At 32.3% G+C, this 19,342-nt stretch carries 23 protein-coding genes; 15 read left to right on the top strand and 8 right to left on the bottom strand.

What is annotated here, in order from left to right; all coding sequences use genetic code 11:
* Window positions 1–2: 2 nt before the first annotated feature.
* The 5 genes from EB819_RS06295 to EB819_RS06275 all read right to left on the bottom strand — a co-directional run bounded on the left by EB819_RS06295 (window position 3) and on the right by EB819_RS06275 (window position 3,175).
* Window positions 3–701 carry an SDR family NAD(P)-dependent oxidoreductase gene (locus EB819_RS06295; RefSeq protein WP_069796638.1) on the bottom strand — a complete coding sequence of 233 codons (699 nt, stop codon included), beginning with the start codon at window positions 699–701 and terminating at the stop codon, window positions 3–5.
* Window positions 702–778: 77 nt separating this feature from the next.
* Window positions 779–1,060, bottom strand: coding sequence for a TIGR03643 family protein (locus tag EB819_RS06290; RefSeq protein ID WP_069796636.1), 282 nt, complete (start codon window positions 1,058–1,060; stop codon window positions 779–781).
* A complete protein-coding gene (locus EB819_RS06285; RefSeq protein WP_074650833.1) occupies window positions 1,057–1,197 on the bottom strand; it encodes a DUF2256 domain-containing protein in 141 nt (46 codons plus the stop codon). Before EB819_RS06285 ends, EB819_RS06290 begins: the two co-directional genes overlap by 4 nt.
* Window positions 1,190–2,515 carry an ABC1 kinase family protein gene (locus tag EB819_RS06280; protein ID WP_069796635.1) on the bottom strand — a complete coding sequence of 442 codons (1,326 nt, stop codon included), beginning with the start codon at window positions 2,513–2,515 and terminating at the stop codon, window positions 1,190–1,192. Before EB819_RS06280 ends, EB819_RS06285 begins: the two co-directional genes overlap by 8 nt.
* Window positions 2,516–2,518: 3 nt before the next feature.
* Entirely contained in the window at window positions 2,519–3,175 is a 657-nt protein-coding gene (locus EB819_RS06275; RefSeq protein ID WP_069796633.1) for a TetR family transcriptional regulator C-terminal domain-containing protein, read from the bottom strand.
* Window positions 3,176–3,351: 176 nt separating this feature from the next.
* On the opposite strand from EB819_RS06275, the gene ribA reads away from it, so the two are divergent.
* Genes ribA through EB819_RS06235 form a run of 8 tightly spaced genes read left to right on the top strand, consistent with a single transcriptional unit; the run spans window position 3,352 to window position 9,978 of the window.
* Window positions 3,352–3,954, top strand: a complete 603-nt coding sequence (ribA, locus tag EB819_RS06270) for a GTP cyclohydrolase II (protein ID WP_069796632.1) — start codon at window positions 3,352–3,354, stop codon at window positions 3,952–3,954.
* A gap of 14 nt (window positions 3,955–3,968) precedes the next feature.
* Entirely contained in the window at window positions 3,969–5,423 is a 1,455-nt protein-coding gene (locus EB819_RS06265) for a bifunctional phytoene desaturase/3,4-desaturase (RefSeq protein ID WP_069796630.1), read from the top strand.
* Between the two features lie 54 nt (window positions 5,424–5,477).
* Window positions 5,478–6,326: a phytoene/squalene synthase family protein gene (locus tag EB819_RS06260; protein WP_069796628.1), complete on the top strand. Its 849-nt coding sequence runs from the start codon at window positions 5,478–5,480 to the stop codon at window positions 6,324–6,326.
* 11 nt (window positions 6,327–6,337) lie between these two features.
* Entirely contained in the window at window positions 6,338–6,793 is a 456-nt protein-coding gene (locus EB819_RS06255; RefSeq protein ID WP_069796626.1) for a hypothetical protein, read from the top strand.
* Window positions 6,794–6,802: 9 nt separating this feature from the next.
* Window positions 6,803–7,273 carry a sterol desaturase family protein gene (locus EB819_RS06250; protein ID WP_069796624.1) on the top strand — a complete coding sequence of 157 codons (471 nt, stop codon included), beginning with the start codon at window positions 6,803–6,805 and terminating at the stop codon, window positions 7,271–7,273.
* Window positions 7,274–7,329: 56 nt separating this feature from the next.
* Window positions 7,330–8,049, top strand: a complete 720-nt coding sequence (locus EB819_RS06245; RefSeq protein ID WP_069796622.1) for a lycopene cyclase domain-containing protein — start codon at window positions 7,330–7,332, stop codon at window positions 8,047–8,049.
* A 19-nt stretch (window positions 8,050–8,068) separates the two neighbouring features.
* The gene (locus EB819_RS06240) at window positions 8,069–8,554 is read left to right on the top strand and encodes an SRPBCC family protein (protein ID WP_069796620.1); all 486 of its coding nucleotides are present in this window, start codon (window positions 8,069–8,071) and stop codon (window positions 8,552–8,554) included.
* On the top strand, window positions 8,551–9,978 hold the full coding sequence (locus EB819_RS06235) for an SDR family oxidoreductase (protein ID WP_069796618.1): 1,428 nt from the start codon (window positions 8,551–8,553) through the stop codon (window positions 9,976–9,978). The genes EB819_RS06240 and EB819_RS06235 overlap by 4 nt, the downstream gene beginning before the upstream one ends.
* Here the strand turns inward: EB819_RS06235 and ggt are convergent, their stop codons facing one another.
* On the bottom strand, window positions 9,979–11,667 hold the full coding sequence (gene ggt, locus EB819_RS06230) for a gamma-glutamyltransferase (RefSeq protein ID WP_069796616.1): 1,689 nt from the start codon (window positions 11,665–11,667) through the stop codon (window positions 9,979–9,981).
* Window positions 11,668–11,808: 141 nt separating this feature from the next.
* Here ggt and EB819_RS06225 point away from each other — a divergent pair, with 141 nt between their 5' ends.
* Window positions 11,809–12,777: an NAD-dependent epimerase/dehydratase family protein gene (locus EB819_RS06225; protein ID WP_069796614.1), complete on the top strand. Its 969-nt coding sequence runs from the start codon at window positions 11,809–11,811 to the stop codon at window positions 12,775–12,777.
* Window positions 12,778–12,889: 112 nt separating this feature from the next.
* Window positions 12,890–13,642 (top strand): polysaccharide deacetylase family protein, encoded by a 753-nt coding sequence (locus tag EB819_RS06220; protein ID WP_069796612.1) that lies wholly within the window; start codon window positions 12,890–12,892, stop codon window positions 13,640–13,642.
* A gap of 171 nt (window positions 13,643–13,813) precedes the next feature.
* On the opposite strand, the gene EB819_RS06215 is transcribed toward EB819_RS06220, so the two are convergent.
* Together EB819_RS06215 and EB819_RS06210 are read right to left on the bottom strand one after the other, a co-directional pair.
* On the bottom strand, window positions 13,814–15,019 hold the full coding sequence (locus tag EB819_RS06215; protein ID WP_069796611.1) for a metallophosphoesterase: 1,206 nt from the start codon (window positions 15,017–15,019) through the stop codon (window positions 13,814–13,816).
* 73 nt (window positions 15,020–15,092) lie between these two features.
* Complete coding sequence (locus EB819_RS06210; RefSeq protein WP_069796609.1) at window positions 15,093–16,160, bottom strand: 3-oxoacyl-ACP synthase III family protein; 1,068 nt, start codon at window positions 16,158–16,160, stop codon at window positions 15,093–15,095.
* 106 nt (window positions 16,161–16,266) lie between these two features.
* Between EB819_RS06210 and EB819_RS06205 the strand changes: the two genes are divergently transcribed.
* From EB819_RS06205 to EB819_RS06185, 5 genes are all read left to right on the top strand, one after another.
* Window positions 16,267–16,833, top strand: coding sequence for a hypothetical protein (locus tag EB819_RS06205; RefSeq protein WP_069796607.1), 567 nt, complete (start codon window positions 16,267–16,269; stop codon window positions 16,831–16,833).
* A gap of 55 nt (window positions 16,834–16,888) precedes the next feature.
* Window positions 16,889–17,605 (top strand): bifunctional demethylmenaquinone methyltransferase/2-methoxy-6-polyprenyl-1,4-benzoquinol methylase UbiE, encoded by a 717-nt coding sequence (gene ubiE, locus EB819_RS06200; protein WP_069796606.1) that lies wholly within the window; start codon window positions 16,889–16,891, stop codon window positions 17,603–17,605.
* A 6-nt stretch (window positions 17,606–17,611) separates the two neighbouring features.
* Window positions 17,612–18,388: a type IX secretion/gliding motility protein PorT/SprT gene (gene porT, locus EB819_RS06195; RefSeq protein ID WP_069796604.1), complete on the top strand. Its 777-nt coding sequence runs from the start codon at window positions 17,612–17,614 to the stop codon at window positions 18,386–18,388.
* A 146-nt stretch (window positions 18,389–18,534) separates the two neighbouring features.
* Window positions 18,535–18,837 (top strand): hypothetical protein, encoded by a 303-nt coding sequence (locus EB819_RS06190; protein ID WP_069796602.1) that lies wholly within the window; start codon window positions 18,535–18,537, stop codon window positions 18,835–18,837.
* Window positions 18,837–19,124, top strand: coding sequence for a cell division protein ZapA (locus tag EB819_RS06185; RefSeq protein ID WP_069796600.1), 288 nt, complete (start codon window positions 18,837–18,839; stop codon window positions 19,122–19,124). Before EB819_RS06190 ends, EB819_RS06185 begins: the two co-directional genes overlap by 1 nt.
* Window positions 19,125–19,342: the final 218 nt, after the last annotated feature.

The raw sequence follows: 19,342 nt of genomic DNA, 5'->3' as shown, positions 1-19,342 counted from the left end.
GCTTATAATTTAATAGTGCTCATTCCTCCGTCAATGCCAAAAATTTGTCCGGTAACCCAAGAAGAAGAATCAGAAAGTAAAAATACAACCATTTTTGCAATTTCTTCAGGATTTCCTATTTTCTGTAGGGGATGTCTTTTTGCAGCGGCTTCTCTTTTCTCTGGTGATGCCAATAAAGCAGTGGCTAAATTGGTGTCTGAAAGTGACGGAGCAATTGCGTTAAATCTTATTTTTTGAAGCGAAAATTCTGCAGCTAAACTTTTTACCAAACCTTCTACAGCACTTTTACTTGCGGCGATAGAAGAATGAAAAGGCATCCCTAATTTTGCTGCAACGGTGCTGAATAAAACCACACTTGCACTTTCAGACTTTTTAAGATTTGGCAATAATTTCTGAATGATTTTAATAGCTCCCAAAACATTAATTTCAAAGTCTTTTTTGAAATCTTCATCAGATAATCTACCGAAAGGTTTCAGATTAATGCTTCCAGGTGCATAAACCAATCCATCAATTTTTTCAGGAAAAGAAACATCATCTAAACTGTCTGTTAGAATGTCTTTTTGATAAAAATGAAGTTTTACATTATTCAATTCTGGAGTTTCTGTTCTAGAAATTCCAATGACCTGAGCTTCGTTTTGTAATTGTTTTGCGGTAGCTAAACCTATTCCGCTTCCACAACCGATAATGACTATATTTTTCATATTATTTTAATTTTTTGTTTTATTTTTTTTCACAGGTTTTAAATCTAAAATCTAAAATCTTACATCTAAAATCTCATTTATCTCTTTGATATTTTATTTAAACTAATGCTTCTCTGTCTGGTACATTTAAATCTTTCAATTTCTGGATTTCTCTTCTTGAGATGTTTTTGACTAATGCCAGAATTCACTCTTTTTCTCCAAAGATTGAAGGAACTTCTTTTCAGTTCAGTTCTCATAATAGCGATGGTTTCAGCTTCAGAAATCCCAAACTGAAAAGTGATGGCTTCAAATGGCGTTCTGTCTTCCCATGCCATTTCTATAATTCTATCAATATCTTTAATGGTTAGATTTTCTTTCATTTGAAAATTTTAGATTTGTTTTTCCTGCATTTCTCGCTACAATATTTCACTTCTTCCCAGTCTTTTTTCCATTTTTTGCGCCAGTTAAAAGGTAAACCGCAAACTTCACAGATTTTTGAGGGCAAATTTTTAGGCATTTTCTACCATAAATTTTTTAAAATGATTAATTTCTATTCCTTCAGCTCTTAAATCGTGCATCATATTATATAAGCCAAAAAACGTTCGGTTCAGATAAATAAAATGTCTAGAACCACGATTGGTATTCATGTTTTTTAAATCGCTGAGTTTAGCATAACGCTGACCTAAATCTGCAATTTCTTGGAAGAAACTCTCATCTGAAAAATCAAAAAACTCTTGATTAAAAGGTCTGGTAAATAATTCTAACATTTCATGGAAAAGTTTACTGAAAAACACTTTTTCTTCAGATGAATCTTCTGCTTTTAGAATTTCTAATTCATATAATTTTTGTTCAAAAAACGCTTGATTCAATAAGTTTTCCACTTTTGCCAATTCAAAGTAAGGCTCATAAAAATCACTTGGAATTTCCTTCACACAACCGAAATCGATCACCATTAATTCGCCTTTTTCCGAAATCAAAAAATTTCCAGGATGTGGATCTGCGTGAACTTGCTTAAGTACGTGCATTTGATACATGTAAAAATCCCAAAGTGTTTGTCCGATTTTATTCAGCGTTTTCTGTGGATGCTTGGTTTTGATAAATTCAGAGAAATGTTTTCCGTGCAACCAGTCCATCGTAATGATTTTTTCACATGAAAATTCTGGATAATATTTCGGGAATTTTATATTTTCTAAATGAGCGCATTCTTGCGCAATTTGCTCACTTCTAGAGAGTTCTAAATCATAATTGGTTTCTTCATACAATTTATCTTCTACTTCTTTAAAATAGGATTCAGAACCTTCTTTTCTGATGTTGAACATCTTCATTGCGATAGGTTTTACCAATTTCAAATCGCTGGAAATGCTTTCTTGAACTCCAGGATATTGAATTTTTACGGCCAATTCTTGACCGTTTTTCTTGGCTTTATGAACCTGACCAATACTCGCTGCATTGACTGATTCTGGCGAAAATTCATCAAAAATATCTTCAGGATTTTTACCAAAATATTTTCTAAAAGTCTTTTTAACCAAAGCTCCAGAAAGTGGCGGAACCGAAAACTGCGAAAGCGAAAATTTTTCTACATAAGCTTGTGGCATGATGTTTTTTTCCATGCTCAGCATTTGTGCTACTTTCAGCGCAGAACCTTTCAATTCCTTTAAACTGTCATAGATGTCTGCAGCATTGTCTTCGTTTAGAATTTTTTTGGCTTCTTCTTCGTCTTTGGTGATTTTGTTGCCGTAATATTTAATGTAATTTACGCCAACTTTTGCGCCGGCTTTCAGTAAATTGCTGGCGCGTTCTATTTTTCCCGTGGGAATTTTATTGAGGGTTTTCATTTTTTACGATTTTTGAAATTTTTCTTTCCACAAGAATTTGCCTAAGTCAATGATTTTTTTCAAAGGTTCATTGTTTAAGAATTCAAAGCCTGTGTCAATGGTTTTTTCGATGAATAAATCTGTTTTTTCAAAACTTGGAGATTCGTCTTTTTGCCAAAATTCAATGATAGAGAGAAAATGTAACCAAAGCGCTTCTTCTCTAGATTTTTCATTGAAATTTTTAATAGAATCTTTAGCTTTTTCTAAAATTTCTAAGTCATTAAAGTCTAATGTTTTAATAAATTTTTGATGTTCAGATTTTAGTTCATGGAGTTTTTGTAGTGTAGAAAGATTCTTTTTTCCTAAAATCATAAGAACTAAAGATCTATTCATGGTAAGGTTTTCAAAAAAGATGAAATAAAGATTCAGTAATCTTTCTTTAGCACTCATGTCTTCATAACCTTCGATTTCTAGAGAAAGTTCTAAAGATTTTTGAAAAAAATGCTTTAAAATTTCTTTCTCCAGATGTTCGAAGCTTGAAAAGAATTGATAAAATTCTTTTTCATCAAAGTGATTTTCTTGTGCAAAAACGTAGATGTTTTTGGGTCTTTCTCCTTGGGTAAGTAGATAATTTCCGTAGTCGGATAAAATTTTTTCTGAGTTGATTGGTTTATTTTTCATATTTCAATTTTTTTTAAATCGGTTTGTATTCCTTTATTAACAAGCTTTTGTGCTTAATTTCAAGAGTTTATTTAATTCAATAGAATTTATTAATGACAAAAATAGTAAAATATTTTACTACTTAATAAAATAAAGTATAAATTTGTACAATAATTATGATTTAAAAAATAGATAATATGATCAAGATACAAGCAGAATCAAAATTGCCTACAGATTTTGGGAATTTCAAAATTGTAGCCTTTTCAGAATCACAAGAAGATTGGATGCCACACATTGCATTAATCTCTGATAATACAGATTTTAACGGAGTGGTAAACGTAAGAATTCATTCAGAATGTATTACGGGAGAGATTTTTCATTCTCAAAAATGCGAGTGTGGTCAACAATTAGACGCATCTATGAAATATATAGATGAAAATGGAGGGATTATTTTATATCTTCGTCAGGAAGGTAGAAATATTGGGATTATCAATAAAATAAAGGCTTATCAGTTGCAAGAATTGGGTCTTGATACGGTAGAAGCTAATCTTCAGTTGGGTTTACCAGCAGATGACAGAGATTTTAATGTGGCAATAGAAATTCTTAATATTTTAGGCGTTAAAAAAATCAACCTTTTAACGAATAATCCCGAAAAATTAAGTTTTGTGGAAAACAGTAATATTCAATTGGTGAAGAGAATTCCACTGAATATTAAGGCTAATCATATCAATAAATCATATTTAGAAACCAAAAAAAGTTATTTTGGACATCAATTAGAAGAAGCATTATCATCAATATAAAAAATTAAATACCCTTGAAAACAACAGTAATTATTGGTTCCGGATTTTCTTCGCTAGCTTCTGCTTGTTATATGGCAAAAGCGGGTTACAAAGTGACGGTTTTAGAAAAAAATGAACAATTAGGAGGAAGAGCTTCCATGATGGAAATTGATGGCTATAAGTTTGATATGGGCCCAAGTTGGTATTGGATGCCAGATATTTTCGAGAGATTTTTTGCAGATTTTGGTAAAAAAGTTTCAGATTATTATGAGCTAGAAAAACTTTCGCCAGCTTATAGAGTGGTTTTTGGCGAAAATGATTACATCGACATCGAAGATACTCCAGAAAAAATCATTGCAACTTTCGAAAGAATTGAACCAGGCAGCGGAAAACATTTGAATAAATTCATGGACGAAGCTCAAGAAAACTATAGAATTGCGATGCAGGATTTGGTGTATAATCCAGGTTTATCATTGCTAGAATTGGTTTCTGTAGAAAGTGCTAAAAGACTAAATTTATTTGTCAAAAATATTTCTGAGCAAGTAAGAAAGGAAATCAAAAATCCTAAATTGAGAAGTATTTTAGAATTTCCAGTACTTTTTTTAGGAGCAAAACCGAATAAAACTCCCGCTTTCTACAACTTTATGAATCATGCAGATTTCGGTCTGGGAACTTGGTATCCTAAAGGCGGTTTCAATGCAGTTGCGCTTGGAATGGTGAAATTAGCCAAAGAATTAGGCGTAGAATTTCATGTGAATGAAGAAGTTATTGGAATAGATTATGAAAATAATCAAGCCAAAAAAATCAGAACTCAAAACGGAGTTTATGAAGCTGATGTTTTCATTTCGGGAGCAGATTACTCTCACACCGAAAAACTCTTGAACGGAAACCGAAACTACTCCGAAGATTATTGGCAAAAGAAAACTTTCGCACCGAGTTCGTTTTTGTATTACGTTGCTTTTAATAGAAAAGTCAAAAATTTATTGCACCACAATTTGTTTTTCGATACTGATTTTGAAGAACATGCGAAGGAAATTTATGACACCAAAGAATTACCAAAACAGCCATTGTTTTATGCTAATTTTTCGAGCAAAACTGATGATTCCCTTTGTGGAGAAGGTAAGGAAGTTGGGTTTTTCCTCATTCCAGTTGCGGTAGATTTAGAAGACAACGTAGAGATTCACGAAAAATATTTCCAGTTGATTCTCGATAGAATTAAAAAATGCACAGGAGAAGATTTAAGTGATGCCATCGTTTTCAAAAAATCATTCGGTGTAAAAGATTTCAAAGAGCGTTATCATTCTTGTAGAGGAAACGCTTATGGTTTGGCAAATACTTTATTACAAACATCGGTTTTAAGACCAACGATTAAGAATAAAAAATTGAAAAATTTCTTTTATACAGGGCAATTAACTGTTCCAGGACCTGGAGTTCCACCTGCATTGATTTCTGGAAAAGTAGTGACAGATTATATTCTAAAGAATAATTAATCTATTGAAAAATCTTGTTAGACTCAATTTTAAACCACACAAAACACAAGAAAAATGAATAATTTTCAAATTTTTAATCACATTTCTGGATTAACCTCGAAAATGGTTACCGAAAAATACAGTACTTCGTTTTCTAGAGCTTCTACTTTGTTTAAGCCAGAAATTCGTCAGCATATTTATAATATTTATGGTTTCGTGCGTTTTGCAGATGAAATTGTAGATACTTTTCATGATTATGACAAAGCAAAATTGCTAGATGAATTCGAGAAAAACTACAGAGATGCCCTAGATAATGGTATTTCTCTCAATCCTATTCTTCATTCTTTTTGTACTACACAAAGAGAAAAAAATATTCCTCAGCATTTGGTAGATGCGTTTTTGCATTCTATGAGAATGGATTTGGGTGATATCAAGGATTTGAATGACGAAAAATACAATGAATACATCTACGGAAGCGCAGAAGTAGTAGGTTTAATGTGTTTGAAAGTCTTTGTAGATGGCAATGAAGAAGAATATCAAAAACTGAAACCTTTTGCGCAAAGTTTAGGAGCGGCGTTCCAAAAAATCAACTTTTTAAGAGATATTTCTGCAGATTATACAGATTTAGGAAGAACTTATTTCCCGAATGTGAATTTCAGAAATTTTTCTCAACAAGATAAATTAGAAATCGAAAAAGACATTGCTAAAGATTTTGAACATTCTTTAATCGGGATTAAAATGTTGCCAATGTCTTCTAGATTAGCGGTTTTTATGGCGTATAAATACTACACGAATTTATTCAAGAAAATTAAAAAATGTAAGCCAGAAATATTGATGCACAAAAGAATCAGTGTTTCCAATGCGAGAAAAGTTTATCTTTTCGGAGAGATGATTTTGTTTAAAAATCTTAACTTCGTAAGATAAATTTAAAATCTATGAAAAAGTTAGTTCTTATATTTTTATTGTTTTGCAGTTTCGTGAATGCGCAAAGTTTAGTAGAGTTAAGAGGTTACCTTCAAAAAGGAGAAAACTCAGAAGAAGTAAGTAAAACCCTTATTTCAAAATCTAAAAATGCGTATGATACAACTAAAAAGCCTATTTATATGGCATTTTATGCGGTAGGTAATTTTTTTATGGCAAAACACGCATCTAATCCTTTGAATAAATATTCTTATTTTAATAAAGGGAAAAAGTTGCTTGAAGATGCAATTAAAAAAGAGCCCAACAATATAGAAATCAGATTGATGAGATTAATTTCTCAAGAAAAAACGCCAAGTTTTTTGGGTTACAATAAAAATATAGAAGCAGACCGTAACTTCATTATTAAAAACTATAAAAATTCAGACGATGAAAATCTAGTGAAATTCATCAAAAACTATCTAAAAATCTAAAATTAAAAAATGGAAGCATTGCAATATTTTTTCATCACGTTAGGCGTTTTCGTTACCATGGAAGGCATTACTTGGCTCACGCACAAGTATATTATGCATGGTTTAGGTTGGTATTTTCACGAAGATCATCACCAACCAGGTTACCCTCATGTTTTTGAAAAAAATGATTTCTTTTTTGTGATTTTTGCGATTCCCAGTATTCTATTATTCTATTTCGGAACGGTAAATGGAATCAACTATCTTTTTTTCATAGGACTAGGAATTTTACTGTACGGAATGGCTTATTTTTTAGTGCATGATGTTCTCATTCACAGACGTTTTAAATGGTTTGATAAAACCAATAACTGGTATTTACGTGGATTGAGAAAAGCGCACAAAATGCACCATAAACATCTTGGGAAAGAAGAAGGAGAGTGTTTCGGGATGCTTTTCGTGCCTTTGAAATATTTCAGAGAAGCAATGAATTCAAAAATAGCTTAATCCATTTTTCTTATTGAATTTACTGATTAATTATTCATTAATTTAAAATCAAAGTTTTGCAACAATATTATTACATAGCTCTAGATATCTTGAGTTTCAGCATTCCTTTTATCTTCAGTTTTGAGAAAAAATGGATGAATTTTATCCGTTTTTGGAAGCCTTATTTTTTGGCAATCATTACAGTAGGGATTTTCTTCATTTTATGGGATATTTATTTTGCGTACCAAAATGTTTGGGGATTTAATGATGAATATTTAATGGGAATCAGATGGTTTAAATTGCCACTCGAAGAATGGTTATTTTTCTTACTTATTCCTTATTCCAGCAATTTTATTCACTATTCTTTAGAATATTTTTTCCCGAAATTGCAGTTGACCAAAAAATTGACACAATGGATTTCTGTTCTTCTATTAATTGTAAGTGCAAGTGTTTTTGCCACCAATTTAGATAGAATTTACACTGCAGCAAGTTTTGGTTTGTTTGCATTATTGATGATTTTCCAAATTTTTTATCAATGGGAATATGCACGAAAGTTTTACATCAGTTTTGTGCTGATTTATGTGCCGTTTTTCTTTGTTAATTCCGCTTTGACGGGAAGTTATTCAGAAAATCCAGTGGTTTTTTATGATAATAATGAAAACCTAGGAATTAGAGTGGGAACCATGCCTTTAGAAGACAGTTTTTACTGTTTTTCGATGCTTTACGGAAGCGTTTTATTGTTTGAATATTTTAGAAGAAAATGGAACTATTCATTATCAATGTCTGTAAAATCTTAATTTAAAATAAAATTCAAAGATGAAAATCAATATAAAAAAGCAGTCAGGAATTTATACACTTACTTCGGAACAGATTCTTCCTATTTCTTTAGAAAAAGCTTGGGAATTCTTTACTCATCCTAATAATTTAGACAGAATTACGCCGAAAGAAATGCAGTTTGAAATCACCAATAATCCGCCAGATAAAACGTATCTTGGTCAAATAATTACCTATAAAATTGGAATTTTACCAATGGTAAAAAGCAATTGGATTACAGAAATTACGCATTTTGAAGACCAAAAGTTTTTCGTAGATGAACAGCGATTTGGACCATATGCAATGTGGCATCACGAACATCATTTCGAAGCTACAGAAGATGGAAAAGTGAAAATGACGGATATTGTCAATTTCAAATTACCAATGGGAATATTAGGTGATTTATTGGCAGGTTTTTATGTGAAAAATAAAGTGAAATTTATTTTTGAAAGTCGTTTTAAAATTTTAGAAGAAATCTTTAAATTATGAAAATTTTTCTTACAGGAGCCACAGGTTATATCGGGAAAAGACTTCTCATTCAGTTGTTAGAAGAAGGTCATGATGTGGTGTGTTCTGTAAGAGACCAAAAAAGATTAAGCCTTAAACTCTATCAAAATCATCTTGAAAAAATTCAAATTATAGAAAATGATTTTCTAGATGAAAATTCTTTACTAAATATTCCACAAGATATAGATTTTGCTTATTATCTGGTGCATTCTATGTCTTCTGGTAGTGGAAATTTCTCAGAAAAAGAGAGAATTTCTGCCGAAAATTTCAGAAAAGCATTAGAAAAAACTTCAGTAAAGCAAGTCGTTTTCCTCACTGGAATTATCAATGAAGAAAAACTTTCAGAACATCTTCAATCCAGAAAAAATGTAGAACAAGCGCTTAAAAGTGAGAAGTATGCTTTAACTTGTCTCAGAGCTGGAATTATTGTAGGTTCTGGTAGTGCTTCTTTTGAAATTATCAGAGATTTGGTAGAGAAACTGCCGATTATGGTGGCTCCAAAATGGTTGAAAACAAAATGTCAACCGATTGCCATCAGAAATGTGATTCAGTTTTTAACCAAAGTTATCGGTGTAGAAAAAACCTACAATCAAAACTACGATATTGCAGGTCAAGATGTTCTTACTTATAAAGAAATGTTGCTTCAATACGCCGAAGTTAGAGGTCTGAAACGGTGGATTTATACCGTTCCGGTGATGACGCCTAAATTGTCTTCGTATTGGTTATACTTTATTACTTCTACCACTTATTCTTTGGCGGTGAATTTGGTAGACAGCATGAAGATTGATGTCATTGCAAGACAAAATTCTTTGGCTTCGGACTTAGGAATTCATTTATTTTCTTACAAAGAAGCAATTAACATGGCTTTTGACAAAATCAAGCAAAATGACGTGTTGAGTAGTTGGTATGACTCGTTCACGAATCAGTTTCACAAGCGAAATGTTTGGCAATATTTAGAAGTTCCAGAGAAAGGTTGTTTTACAGATTTCAGAATTATGAAAGTAGACAATGAGGAATTGGCGTTGGAAAGAGTTTTCAGTATTGGTGGAAAAACAGGTTGGTATTATGCTAATTTTCTTTGGAAAATCAGAGGTTTTTTAGATAAATTAATCGGTGGAGTAGGATTGAGAAGAGGAAGAAGAAACCAAAACGAATTAGAAGCAGGAGATTCTGTAGATTTTTGGCGCGTTTTATATGCCAACAAAGAAGAAAAACGCCTTTTACTTTTCGCCGAAATGAAAGTTCCTGGTGAAGCTTGGTTAGAATTCTATATTAAAAATGGAGAGTTGTACCAAGAAGCAACCTTTCGTCCTTTAGGTTTATCGGGAAGATTATATTGGTACTCGGTTTTACCATTCCATGGTTTAATTTTCAATGGAATGTTGAGAAAATTGGCGGGAAAATAATTATTCTACGGCAACAGAATCATCACCACGACTGTCTGCAACAGCAGTAGCATTGCCCTTCTCATCAATAACAATCATTTCTGTTCTGCCAATTCCGCCACGTTTTTCAAATTTGTAATTTTTTTGTTCTAAAATTTTCAAAGTGTTTTCAGGAAAATTTTTCTCTACAAAAACCATTTCTGGCAACCATTGATGATGAAATTTTGCAGAATTCACCGCTGAACTGGGAGTCATTTTAAAATCAATCACATTTACGATGCTTTGATACACAGAAGTAGGAATCGTAGTTCCTCCTGGAGTTCCCACCACGATGTATGGTTTTCCGTTTTTTAGAATGATAGTTGGTGTCATCGAAGAAAGCATTCTTTTATTGGGCTCAATTTTATTGGCTTCACCACCAACTGCGCCAAACATATTAGGAACGCCCGGTTTTACAGAAAAATCATCCATTTCATTATTCAAGAAATATCCGCCACCTTTTACCACGACTTTGCTTCCGTATAAACCGTTCAAAGTAGTTGTCACAGCAACTGCATTTCCAAATTTATCAATAATAGAAATATGCGTAGTTTCGGTAGATTCTTTGGGTTGAGCAATAATTTTCCCAACTTCTGCACTTGGGGTAGCTTTTTCAAAACTGAAATTTTTCCAACGATTTTTTAAATATTCTTCAGAAATAAGCATTTGGGTTTTGTCTTCTATAAAATCTGGGTCTCCCATAAATTCTGCACGGTCTGCAAAAGCTCTGCGTTCTGCTTCTACCATAACTTGAACTGCTTCTGGAGAGTTTTGTTGATATTTTTCTAAATTTTCAAAACTGCTCATTTTAAGCATTTGAGCCAAAAGAATTCCACCACTCGAAGGAAGCGGCATCGAAATGATTTCGTGATTTTTATAATCGAATTGTAATGCTATTCTTTCTTTGGTTTTATAATTTTTCAGGTCTTCAAGGGTAATAATTCCGTTTCCTCGCTTCATTTCGGAAACTAAAAGTTGAGCGTTTTTTCCTTCATAGAAAGCTTTTTGACCTTGTTTTTGAATTAATTTTAAAGTTTGAGCCAATTCTTTTTGAACTAAAATATCTCCTTTTTTCCAAGGAATTTCTTTGGTAAAAGCTGTTGGATGTGAATTGTGTTTTAGAAAATCTTCTCGGGTGTCATTAAGTAAATTCGCTTCTCTTTCTGTAATGGCAAAACCTTTTTGTGCTAAATCGATGGCAGGTTGAATTAAAACTGATATTGGTAATTTCCCGAATTTTTGATGCGTGTAAAACATCCCAGAAACCGAACCAGGAACACCGACTGCCAATCTTCCGTTTTGTGATAAATCGGTATTGGCTTTTCCTTTTTCATCGAGATACATATCTCTAGATGCATTTTTTGGAGCGGTTTCTCTATAATCCAATGCGATTTTTTCACCTTTTTTGGTATAACCTACCAAAAATCCACCACCACCAATATTTCCAGCTTGTGGATAAACTACTGCCAAAGCAAATTGCGTAGCAATCGCAGCATCAAAGGCATTTCCACCCTTTTTTAGAATTTGAGCACCTGCTTCACTTGCCAATGGATGCGCAGAAACTACCAAACCTTTTTCTTTTGCTTTGACTTCTTTGACAATAGAAATGTTAGTGAACTGAGCAGAAACAGTTTGCGCTAAAAAGAGTATAAGGAAAAGTAGATTTTTCATTGTGAAATATTTTTATCAAAAATAATCGAAAATTTTAAATGTTTTTCAAAAGACAACAAAATTGGCCCAAAATATTTTAGGCATAATATTTTTAATAACCCTTTAATTTTTCTAAATTTGTGAAAATCCTAAAATTTAAAAATGGAAACCGATACGCACACGGAAAAAATTCTTATTACTGGTGCTTTAGGGCAAATAGGCACCGAACTGACCAATAGATTAGTGGAAATTCATGGCGCAGAAAATGTGATTGCTTCTGGATTGGATAGATGGGACAAAAAGCTTACTTCTGCGGGATTTTATGAAAGAATGGACGTTTCTAACACGCAATTGGTAAGACAAGTTTGTAAAGATTACGAAATTACTACTGTTTATCATTTGGCTTCTTTATTGTCTGGAACTTCAGAAAGACAGCCCCAATTTGCTTGGAAACTGAATGTAGAACCGCTTCTTAATTTTCTGGAATTGGCGAAAGAAGGTTTGATAAAAAAAGTTTTTTGGCCAAGTTCTATTGCGGTTTTCGGGAAAGGAATTCCTAAGGAAAATGTGGGCCAAGATGTGGTTCTAAATCCTACAACGGTGTACGGAATTTCTAAAATGGCAGGAGAAAAATGGTGCGAATATTACCATGAAAAATATGGAGTAGATATTAGAAGTATCAGATATCCAGGTTTAATTTCTTGGAAAACTCCAGCTGGTGGTGGAACTACAGATTATGCAGTAGAAATCTTCTACGAAGCAATTGAAGAAGGAAAATACAAATCTTTCATCTCTGAAAATACAGCCATGCCAATGTTGTACATGGATGATGCGATAAATGCAACATTGCAATTAATGGATGCTCCATCTGAAAATCTTACGGTAAGAAGTTCGTATAATTTAGGCGGAATGAGTTTTACACCAAAAGAATTGGCAACAGAAATTAAAAAAGAAATTCCAGAATTTGAGATTTCTTATGAGCCAGATTTCAGACAAGCTATTGCTGATTCTTGGCCGGCTTCTATAGATGATTCTGTGGCGAAAAAAGATTGGGGATTAACCTATGATTTTGGCATTACAGAAATGACCAAAGATATGATTAAAAACCTGAAAGTGAAATTGGGAAAATAATCAAGTGATAGGATTTTAGAATGGTAGAGTTTTAGAGAACTTAAATTCTTCACCACAAAATAATTTTAAACTTTGTCTGCGGATTGTAGACAAAGTTTTTTATTTTTACGATATGGTTTTACTTACTTTTAACATCATCGCTCCCGAAATTCCAGTTTCTTACCAAAAAATAGTTACAGAAGAAGAACTATTAAAGATTACAACTGATGGAACACAGAAAATTCTTGAAATTCTAGAAAAATATCAAGTTCACACTACTTTTTTTGTGGAAATTTCTTTGGCGGAAAAGTTACCAGAACTTTTAAAAACCATTGCTAAAAAAGGTCATGAATTGGGCTTGCTTAATAAATATTCTTATCAAAAAGAGATAGAAACGGCTAAAGATTTCTTAGAAGAACTGACAGGGAAAACCATCAGAGGAATGAGACAGTTTCCAGAAAAAAGGCTAAGTTCTGAAAAACTGAAATCCATGCAATTTATTTATCGTTCACCGATGGATTTTTCTAATATTTTCTTTTTTAAGAATACTTTAGAAAGAAAAATTGCCTATGAAGAACATGAAATTATGGTGATACCAGAAAGTGTTTCGCCTTATTCCAGACTTCCGTATAATGATTTTACGTTTCAGATGATTCCCATGAAATTTTATCAAAATATGGTGACGGAAACGCTGCAAAAAGAAGAATATGTGATGATTTATCTAAATTCTTGGCAGTTTGTAGAGCTCAATGATAAAAAGTTTGGATTGTCTTTTTACAGAAAATACAATCTTGGCGTACAAATGGAAGAAAAACTTGATCGGTTTCTAAAATTTGTAGAAGAAAATGATTTGGCCATTACCAGAATGAAGGATTTCTTTTTCTAAAATTCAACTAAAAAAAACGCAAAGATTTATACCCTTTTTATACTGAATAAGTAAGCAAAGAATTATTCGCTTTAGCGAATTGATTAAGCGAGAGCTTTATGCGAATTTATTCGCTCCTTTGATTTCTTCAAAAAAACAATGGATAGATAAAACTTTGCGTTTCAAAATAAATTATACCAATTCTATAACGGTAATTTCTGGGTTGATGCCCACTCTTCCAGGATAAGCAATAACTCCGAAACCTCTGTTTACATAGAGATATTTTCCTTCTGACTCATATAAATCAGCCCATTTTTTGTATTTGAATTTTACGGGCGACCATTTGATGTTTTTCAAATCTAAACCAAATTGCATTCCGTGAGTATGACCAGAAAGGGTTAGGTGAACATTGGTTTTGTGCTTTTTTACCACTTCGTCAAAGTGAGTTGGATCGTGGCTCATCAAAACTTTAATCGCATCTTCTGGAACGCCCAACAAAGCTTTGTCTAAATCACCATATTGTGGAAAAGGTTTAATTCCCCAATTTTCTACACCCAAAAGATAAATTTTCTCTCCATTTTTTTCTAAAGCAATATTTTCATTGCGCAGAAGTTTAAAACCTGCTTCGGCTTGATAGTTTTTCAGGTTTGGGATGTTTTGCGCTTTTTCTTCTCGAGAATTCCAAGCACCATAATCGCCATAATCATGATTTCCTAAAATAGAAAATTTTCCGTCTTTGGCTTTAATGTTTTTAAAAAGCGGAATAAATGGTTTGAATTCATCTGCATAATTATTCACCATATCACCGGTGAATAAAACCACATCCGCATCTTGTTCGTTAATCAGGTCAATTGCTTTTTGTAATTTTAGAGGATTGAAAAAACTTCCACTGTGAACATCCGAGATTTGTACAATTTTATAACCTTTAAAACTTTCGGGGAGGTTTTTAAATCTCAATTTTACTTTTCTTACCGTGTGTCTGTATTTTCCGAAAATTATGCCATCTATTGCCAATGCTGAGAAAATTCCTGCAGCTGCAAGAGCGGTGGTAGAAATGAATTTTCTGCGCTCTGGGAAATAGTTTTCTTTAGCGGTGAAATATTTAAAACCAAATTCTACAAATCTGGTAAAATCTCCAATCAATAAAAATATTACAGACAATAGTTTCGGAAGAACGAAAATCATCATCGCAGAAACCATTAGTTGAATTTGTTGGTGGTCTCTAGAAGCTTTATTAAATGTTAAAATCCAATATAAGATGATTCCGTAAGCCAAAAGTGTAAAAACCCAATACCCGATTCTGATGTAATTATTGGTAGTAATATTTCTAATCGCTTGATAAACATATATTTCGATGATGAAAAATACAGCGAGTAATATTATAAAATTTGTTTTCATAAATAATTTTTCATAAAAAAACTTCGACAAGTAGAGTAGTCGAAGTTTTTTATATTTTGTTTCAAAATTCTGATTAAGGCATCTTGTAAACAATACAGTTGATGTTCATTCCTGCACCTACAGAACCCATTACTACGTAACCTCCCTTTTTGAAAGAATGACCTTTCATTTCTCCTTTTGCAATTAAATCAAACATGGTAGGAATAGTGGCTACTGAAGAATTTCCTAAATATTGAATGGTCATAGGTGACACATTTTCGTCATATTCTGATTTTCCGTATAATTTATACAATCTAGAAACCATAGCGTGATCCATTTTTGCATTGGCTTGGTGCATTAAGATTTTATCAATGTCTTCTATGCCAATTTCTGCGTTATCAATTGTTTCTTTTACCGCAGCAGGAACGTTTTTAAGGGCATATTCGTAAATTTTACGACCATGCATTCTGATGTACATTTTTTCTTGATCTGCTTCTGGATTAAGAGAATGAGAATTTTCTAAATACAAAAGTTCTTCTGCATTATCACAAACGGTATTGGTAGCAATAATTCCCACGTTTTCTTGTTCAGATTTTTGTAAAACTACGGCTCCAGCTCCATCTGCGAAAATCATTTTATTTCTGTCAAATGGGTCAGTAACACGACTTAATGTTTCCCCACCGATAACTAAAATGGTTTTTGCTTTTCCTAGTTTAATTAAATCGTCTGCTAAAATCATCGCTTCTACCCAACCTGGACAACCGAAAATCATATCATAAGTGATGCATTTTCTGTTTTTAATGCCCAATTTGTGTTTTACTCTTGCCGCCATATTCGGCATGAAATTCGCCATTCCGTTAGCAGAAACTTCTCCAAAATTACTCGCGAAAATGATATAATCTAGGTCTTCTTTTTCTATTTTAGCATCATAAATGGCTTCTTTAGCAGCTTGTACACCTAAGTCAGAGTTAAATTGGTCATTTCTCAGATATCTTCTTTCTTCAATTTCTGTGATGTCTACAAATTTTTTAATAATTTCTTCATTGGGTTTATCAATAAAATCTCCTGCGTCTGTATAAAACTTAGAATTGATAAAATGAGAGCCATCAATTACTCTTTCTGGAATGCAACTACCTGAACCTACAATTACTGAACTTGGCATAATTTCTATATTACATTTATAATTAAGGGGCAAATTTATAAATTAAATCATAACAAACGCATAGAAAATAATTATTAACTTTGCAATTCTCAATATTTTTTTAAATATGAAAAAAAATGCTCCTCTTATTGGGCTTATTGTCTCGGCAAGTGTAATGCTGATTGCCTTCGGAATTTATTATTTATTTTTAGCAAAGAAAAATGAATATTTAGTAGATAATCCTACTACTAAAACCTTTTATTTTAAGATTAATAACGGCGAAGAAAAAATCATTACTTCTGGTCAGTTTGTAAAAGTAGACCTTAACAGAGGGAAACAAAACAGCATTAAGGTTTTTGATGATAAAAAGAAGCTTCTTTTTGATTCAGCTTTTAATGTTTCACAATACAGAGGTTTATTGAATATTGCCGGAGAAGAATATTTTGTACACCGTCAGTTTTATGGCTATATTCCGAATAAAGATTCCCTTTTAATGGCGAGTACTTTTGAAATGGACGGCGTAAAACTTCCTGGCCATGTTACCAAGCATAAAAAATTATACATAGAAGATTTTTATTATAATGTAGACGAAGATTATGATAAAGTCATTAAAAATATTGATAAATTAGAATCCAGAACTAAAATTTATAGAAAAGAAGATTTTAAACTGTTCTACAAAGAAAATTATCAATAAAACATTCAAGAAAAAGTTAGCTAAAAATATTACTCAATACTTATTACATAAATAGATGCAAGTAAAACCATACAATACCGATCAAAGTAAAAAAACTGAAGTAGAAGATATGTTTGACAACATCGCTCCAAAATATGATTTATTAAATCATGTTTTATCGATGAAAATAGACGTACTTTGGAGAAATACTTTAGTAAAATGGATGAATAAAGATGCTCCTAAACTCGTACTAGATGTAGCGACAGGAACAGGTGATCTTGCCATAGCTGTACAAAAAGGAACAGGAGCGGATGTTGTAGGTTTAGACCTTTCTCAGCAAATGCTGAACGTAGGAATTGATAAAATTAAAAAACTTAATCTAGACCAAAAAATATCAATGCAAAAAGGAGATGCAGAAAATCTTCCTTTTGAGGATAATAAATTCGATGCAGTTTCCGTTGCATTTGGAGTAAGAAATTTCGAAAATTTTGAAAAAGGTTTAGCTGAACTAAGAAGAGTAGTGAAAGAAAATTCAAGTGTTTACATTTTAGAATTTTCAAAAGTAGAAGGGTTTTTAGCACCATTTTATATGTTTTATTTCAAAAATATTTTACCTCAAATCGGTAAATTAGTTTCTAAAGATAATAGAGCATATACGTATTTACCAGATTCTGTAAATGCTTTTCCTTTTGGTGAAAAAATGAAACAAATTTTACTAGACACAGGATACAGGAAAGTAGAATATAAAAAACTAAGTTTAGGGATAGCTACCATTTATAAAGCGACCAAATAATCACCCATGAAAAAAACGTTAATCAAAACATTCTCGCTCCTTTTTTTAGGAATGTTTTTGTTTACTCAAGCTCAATTTAGAAACCGAGATAGACAAGACAGAAGGCAAGAGCAAGATTCTTATCAATACAGTTATGGTTTTTATTTAAATCTTAACCAATTTGATTATAAACTCGTTCTAGACACGAAATATGGAATGGAAGATAAAGTAAATCTTGTTCAAACCAAACCTACTTACAGTTTTGGAGCTGGTTTAATTGGGAGAATGAGATTGAATGACAACTTTGATTTAAGAATAGAGCCAGGTTTACAATTTGTAGAAAGAGAACTTACTTTTAATACACAATCAAACGACCAATATGCTGCAGATGCTAGTAATCCTTTTACACCAAAAACGCTTACTGAAGCAGATATGGTAAGAAGAGTGAAATCTACGTATGTAGACATCCCGATTATGCTAGAAATTCATGCAGACAGATGGTATAATTCTAGACCTTATGCAGCAGCTGGACTTAATTATATGGTGAACTTACAGTCTAATTCTAGTTCTACAGATGACAATCAACAAGGAATTTTCAGAAGTACTACCCATAATTTTGCATGGAGCGCAGAAGCAGGAATCCAGTTTTATTTCTCTAGATTTAAGTTAACACCAGCTTTTAGAGGAACCTTTGCCTTTAATAACGAAATTGTAGCAGATAACGCTGGAACACCGCCTTATTGGACGGCAGCAATCTCTACGATGCAAACCAGAGCATTCATGTTTGTATTGAAATTTGAATAAGAACAATTATTCTAAATATTTGATTTAAAGAAGATTCTAAGGAGTCTTCTTTTTTTATTTAAAGTTTTGCTTTAAATTATTATTAAATTTCTGTTTAACTGATTATTTTTTTTATATTTTTGCATAAGTTAGAACTAACACCTGAAATGCTTAAAGAATTAGAGAATAATTTTTCTTTACTTGAAAAAAAGATTTTTGAGATGAATAAAAGTTATCAAAATCTTTTAGAAAAGCATGCTATTCTCTCAGAAGACTTTGAAAATCTGAAAGTTAAATATGAAGAAGAGCATAAGAGAAATCAGGAGTTAACAGAAGAGCAAAAAAAAATAAAATTAATCTCAGCAATATCTGGCAATCCAGACCACAATCGATTGATGAAAAATCATATCAATAGATTGGTCAAAGAAATAGACGCTTGTATTGCACAACTTCAAAATAGTGGCTTGTAATGGAAGTAAGAAGAATTACCATAAACATTGCCGGAAGAAATTATCCTCTTAATGTTCCTGCTGCCGAAGAAGAAACGCTTCGTAGAGTAGGGAAACAGATAGAAGGAATGATTAGAGAATTTGAAGCTAATTTTGATGTTAAGGATAAACAAGATGCACTCGCAATGTGCGCCCTAAAATTAGGAGCTAATGCAGAAGTACATCAACTTAACTCAGAAAAAATTATAAAAAATACTAATGATAGATTAATGCAAATTAATCAGCAATTAGACGAACTAGAAAAGTAAAAACTTTTCTATAAAAACTTGCCTACAATAGTTCTAACACATTACAGGTAAACTCAACGCTAAACAATTACCGAACGAATGTCTTTGCAATGGCGTGCTGCTTTACGCAGATTACAGAGCATAGAAAACAGTTCAAATCGTGTTGATTAGGAGTTTACTCTATATCACTGAACTGTTGTAGGTTTTTTTATTTTTGATGGATGTAGGATGTAATGATG

The organism is Cloacibacterium normanense, from assembly GCF_003860565.1.
Taxonomy (GTDB): Bacteria; Bacteroidota; Bacteroidia; order Flavobacteriales; family Weeksellaceae; genus Cloacibacterium; species Cloacibacterium normanense.
The sequence above is the reverse complement of the archived record's forward strand: the minus strand, read 5'-3'. Positions and strand labels throughout refer to the sequence as shown.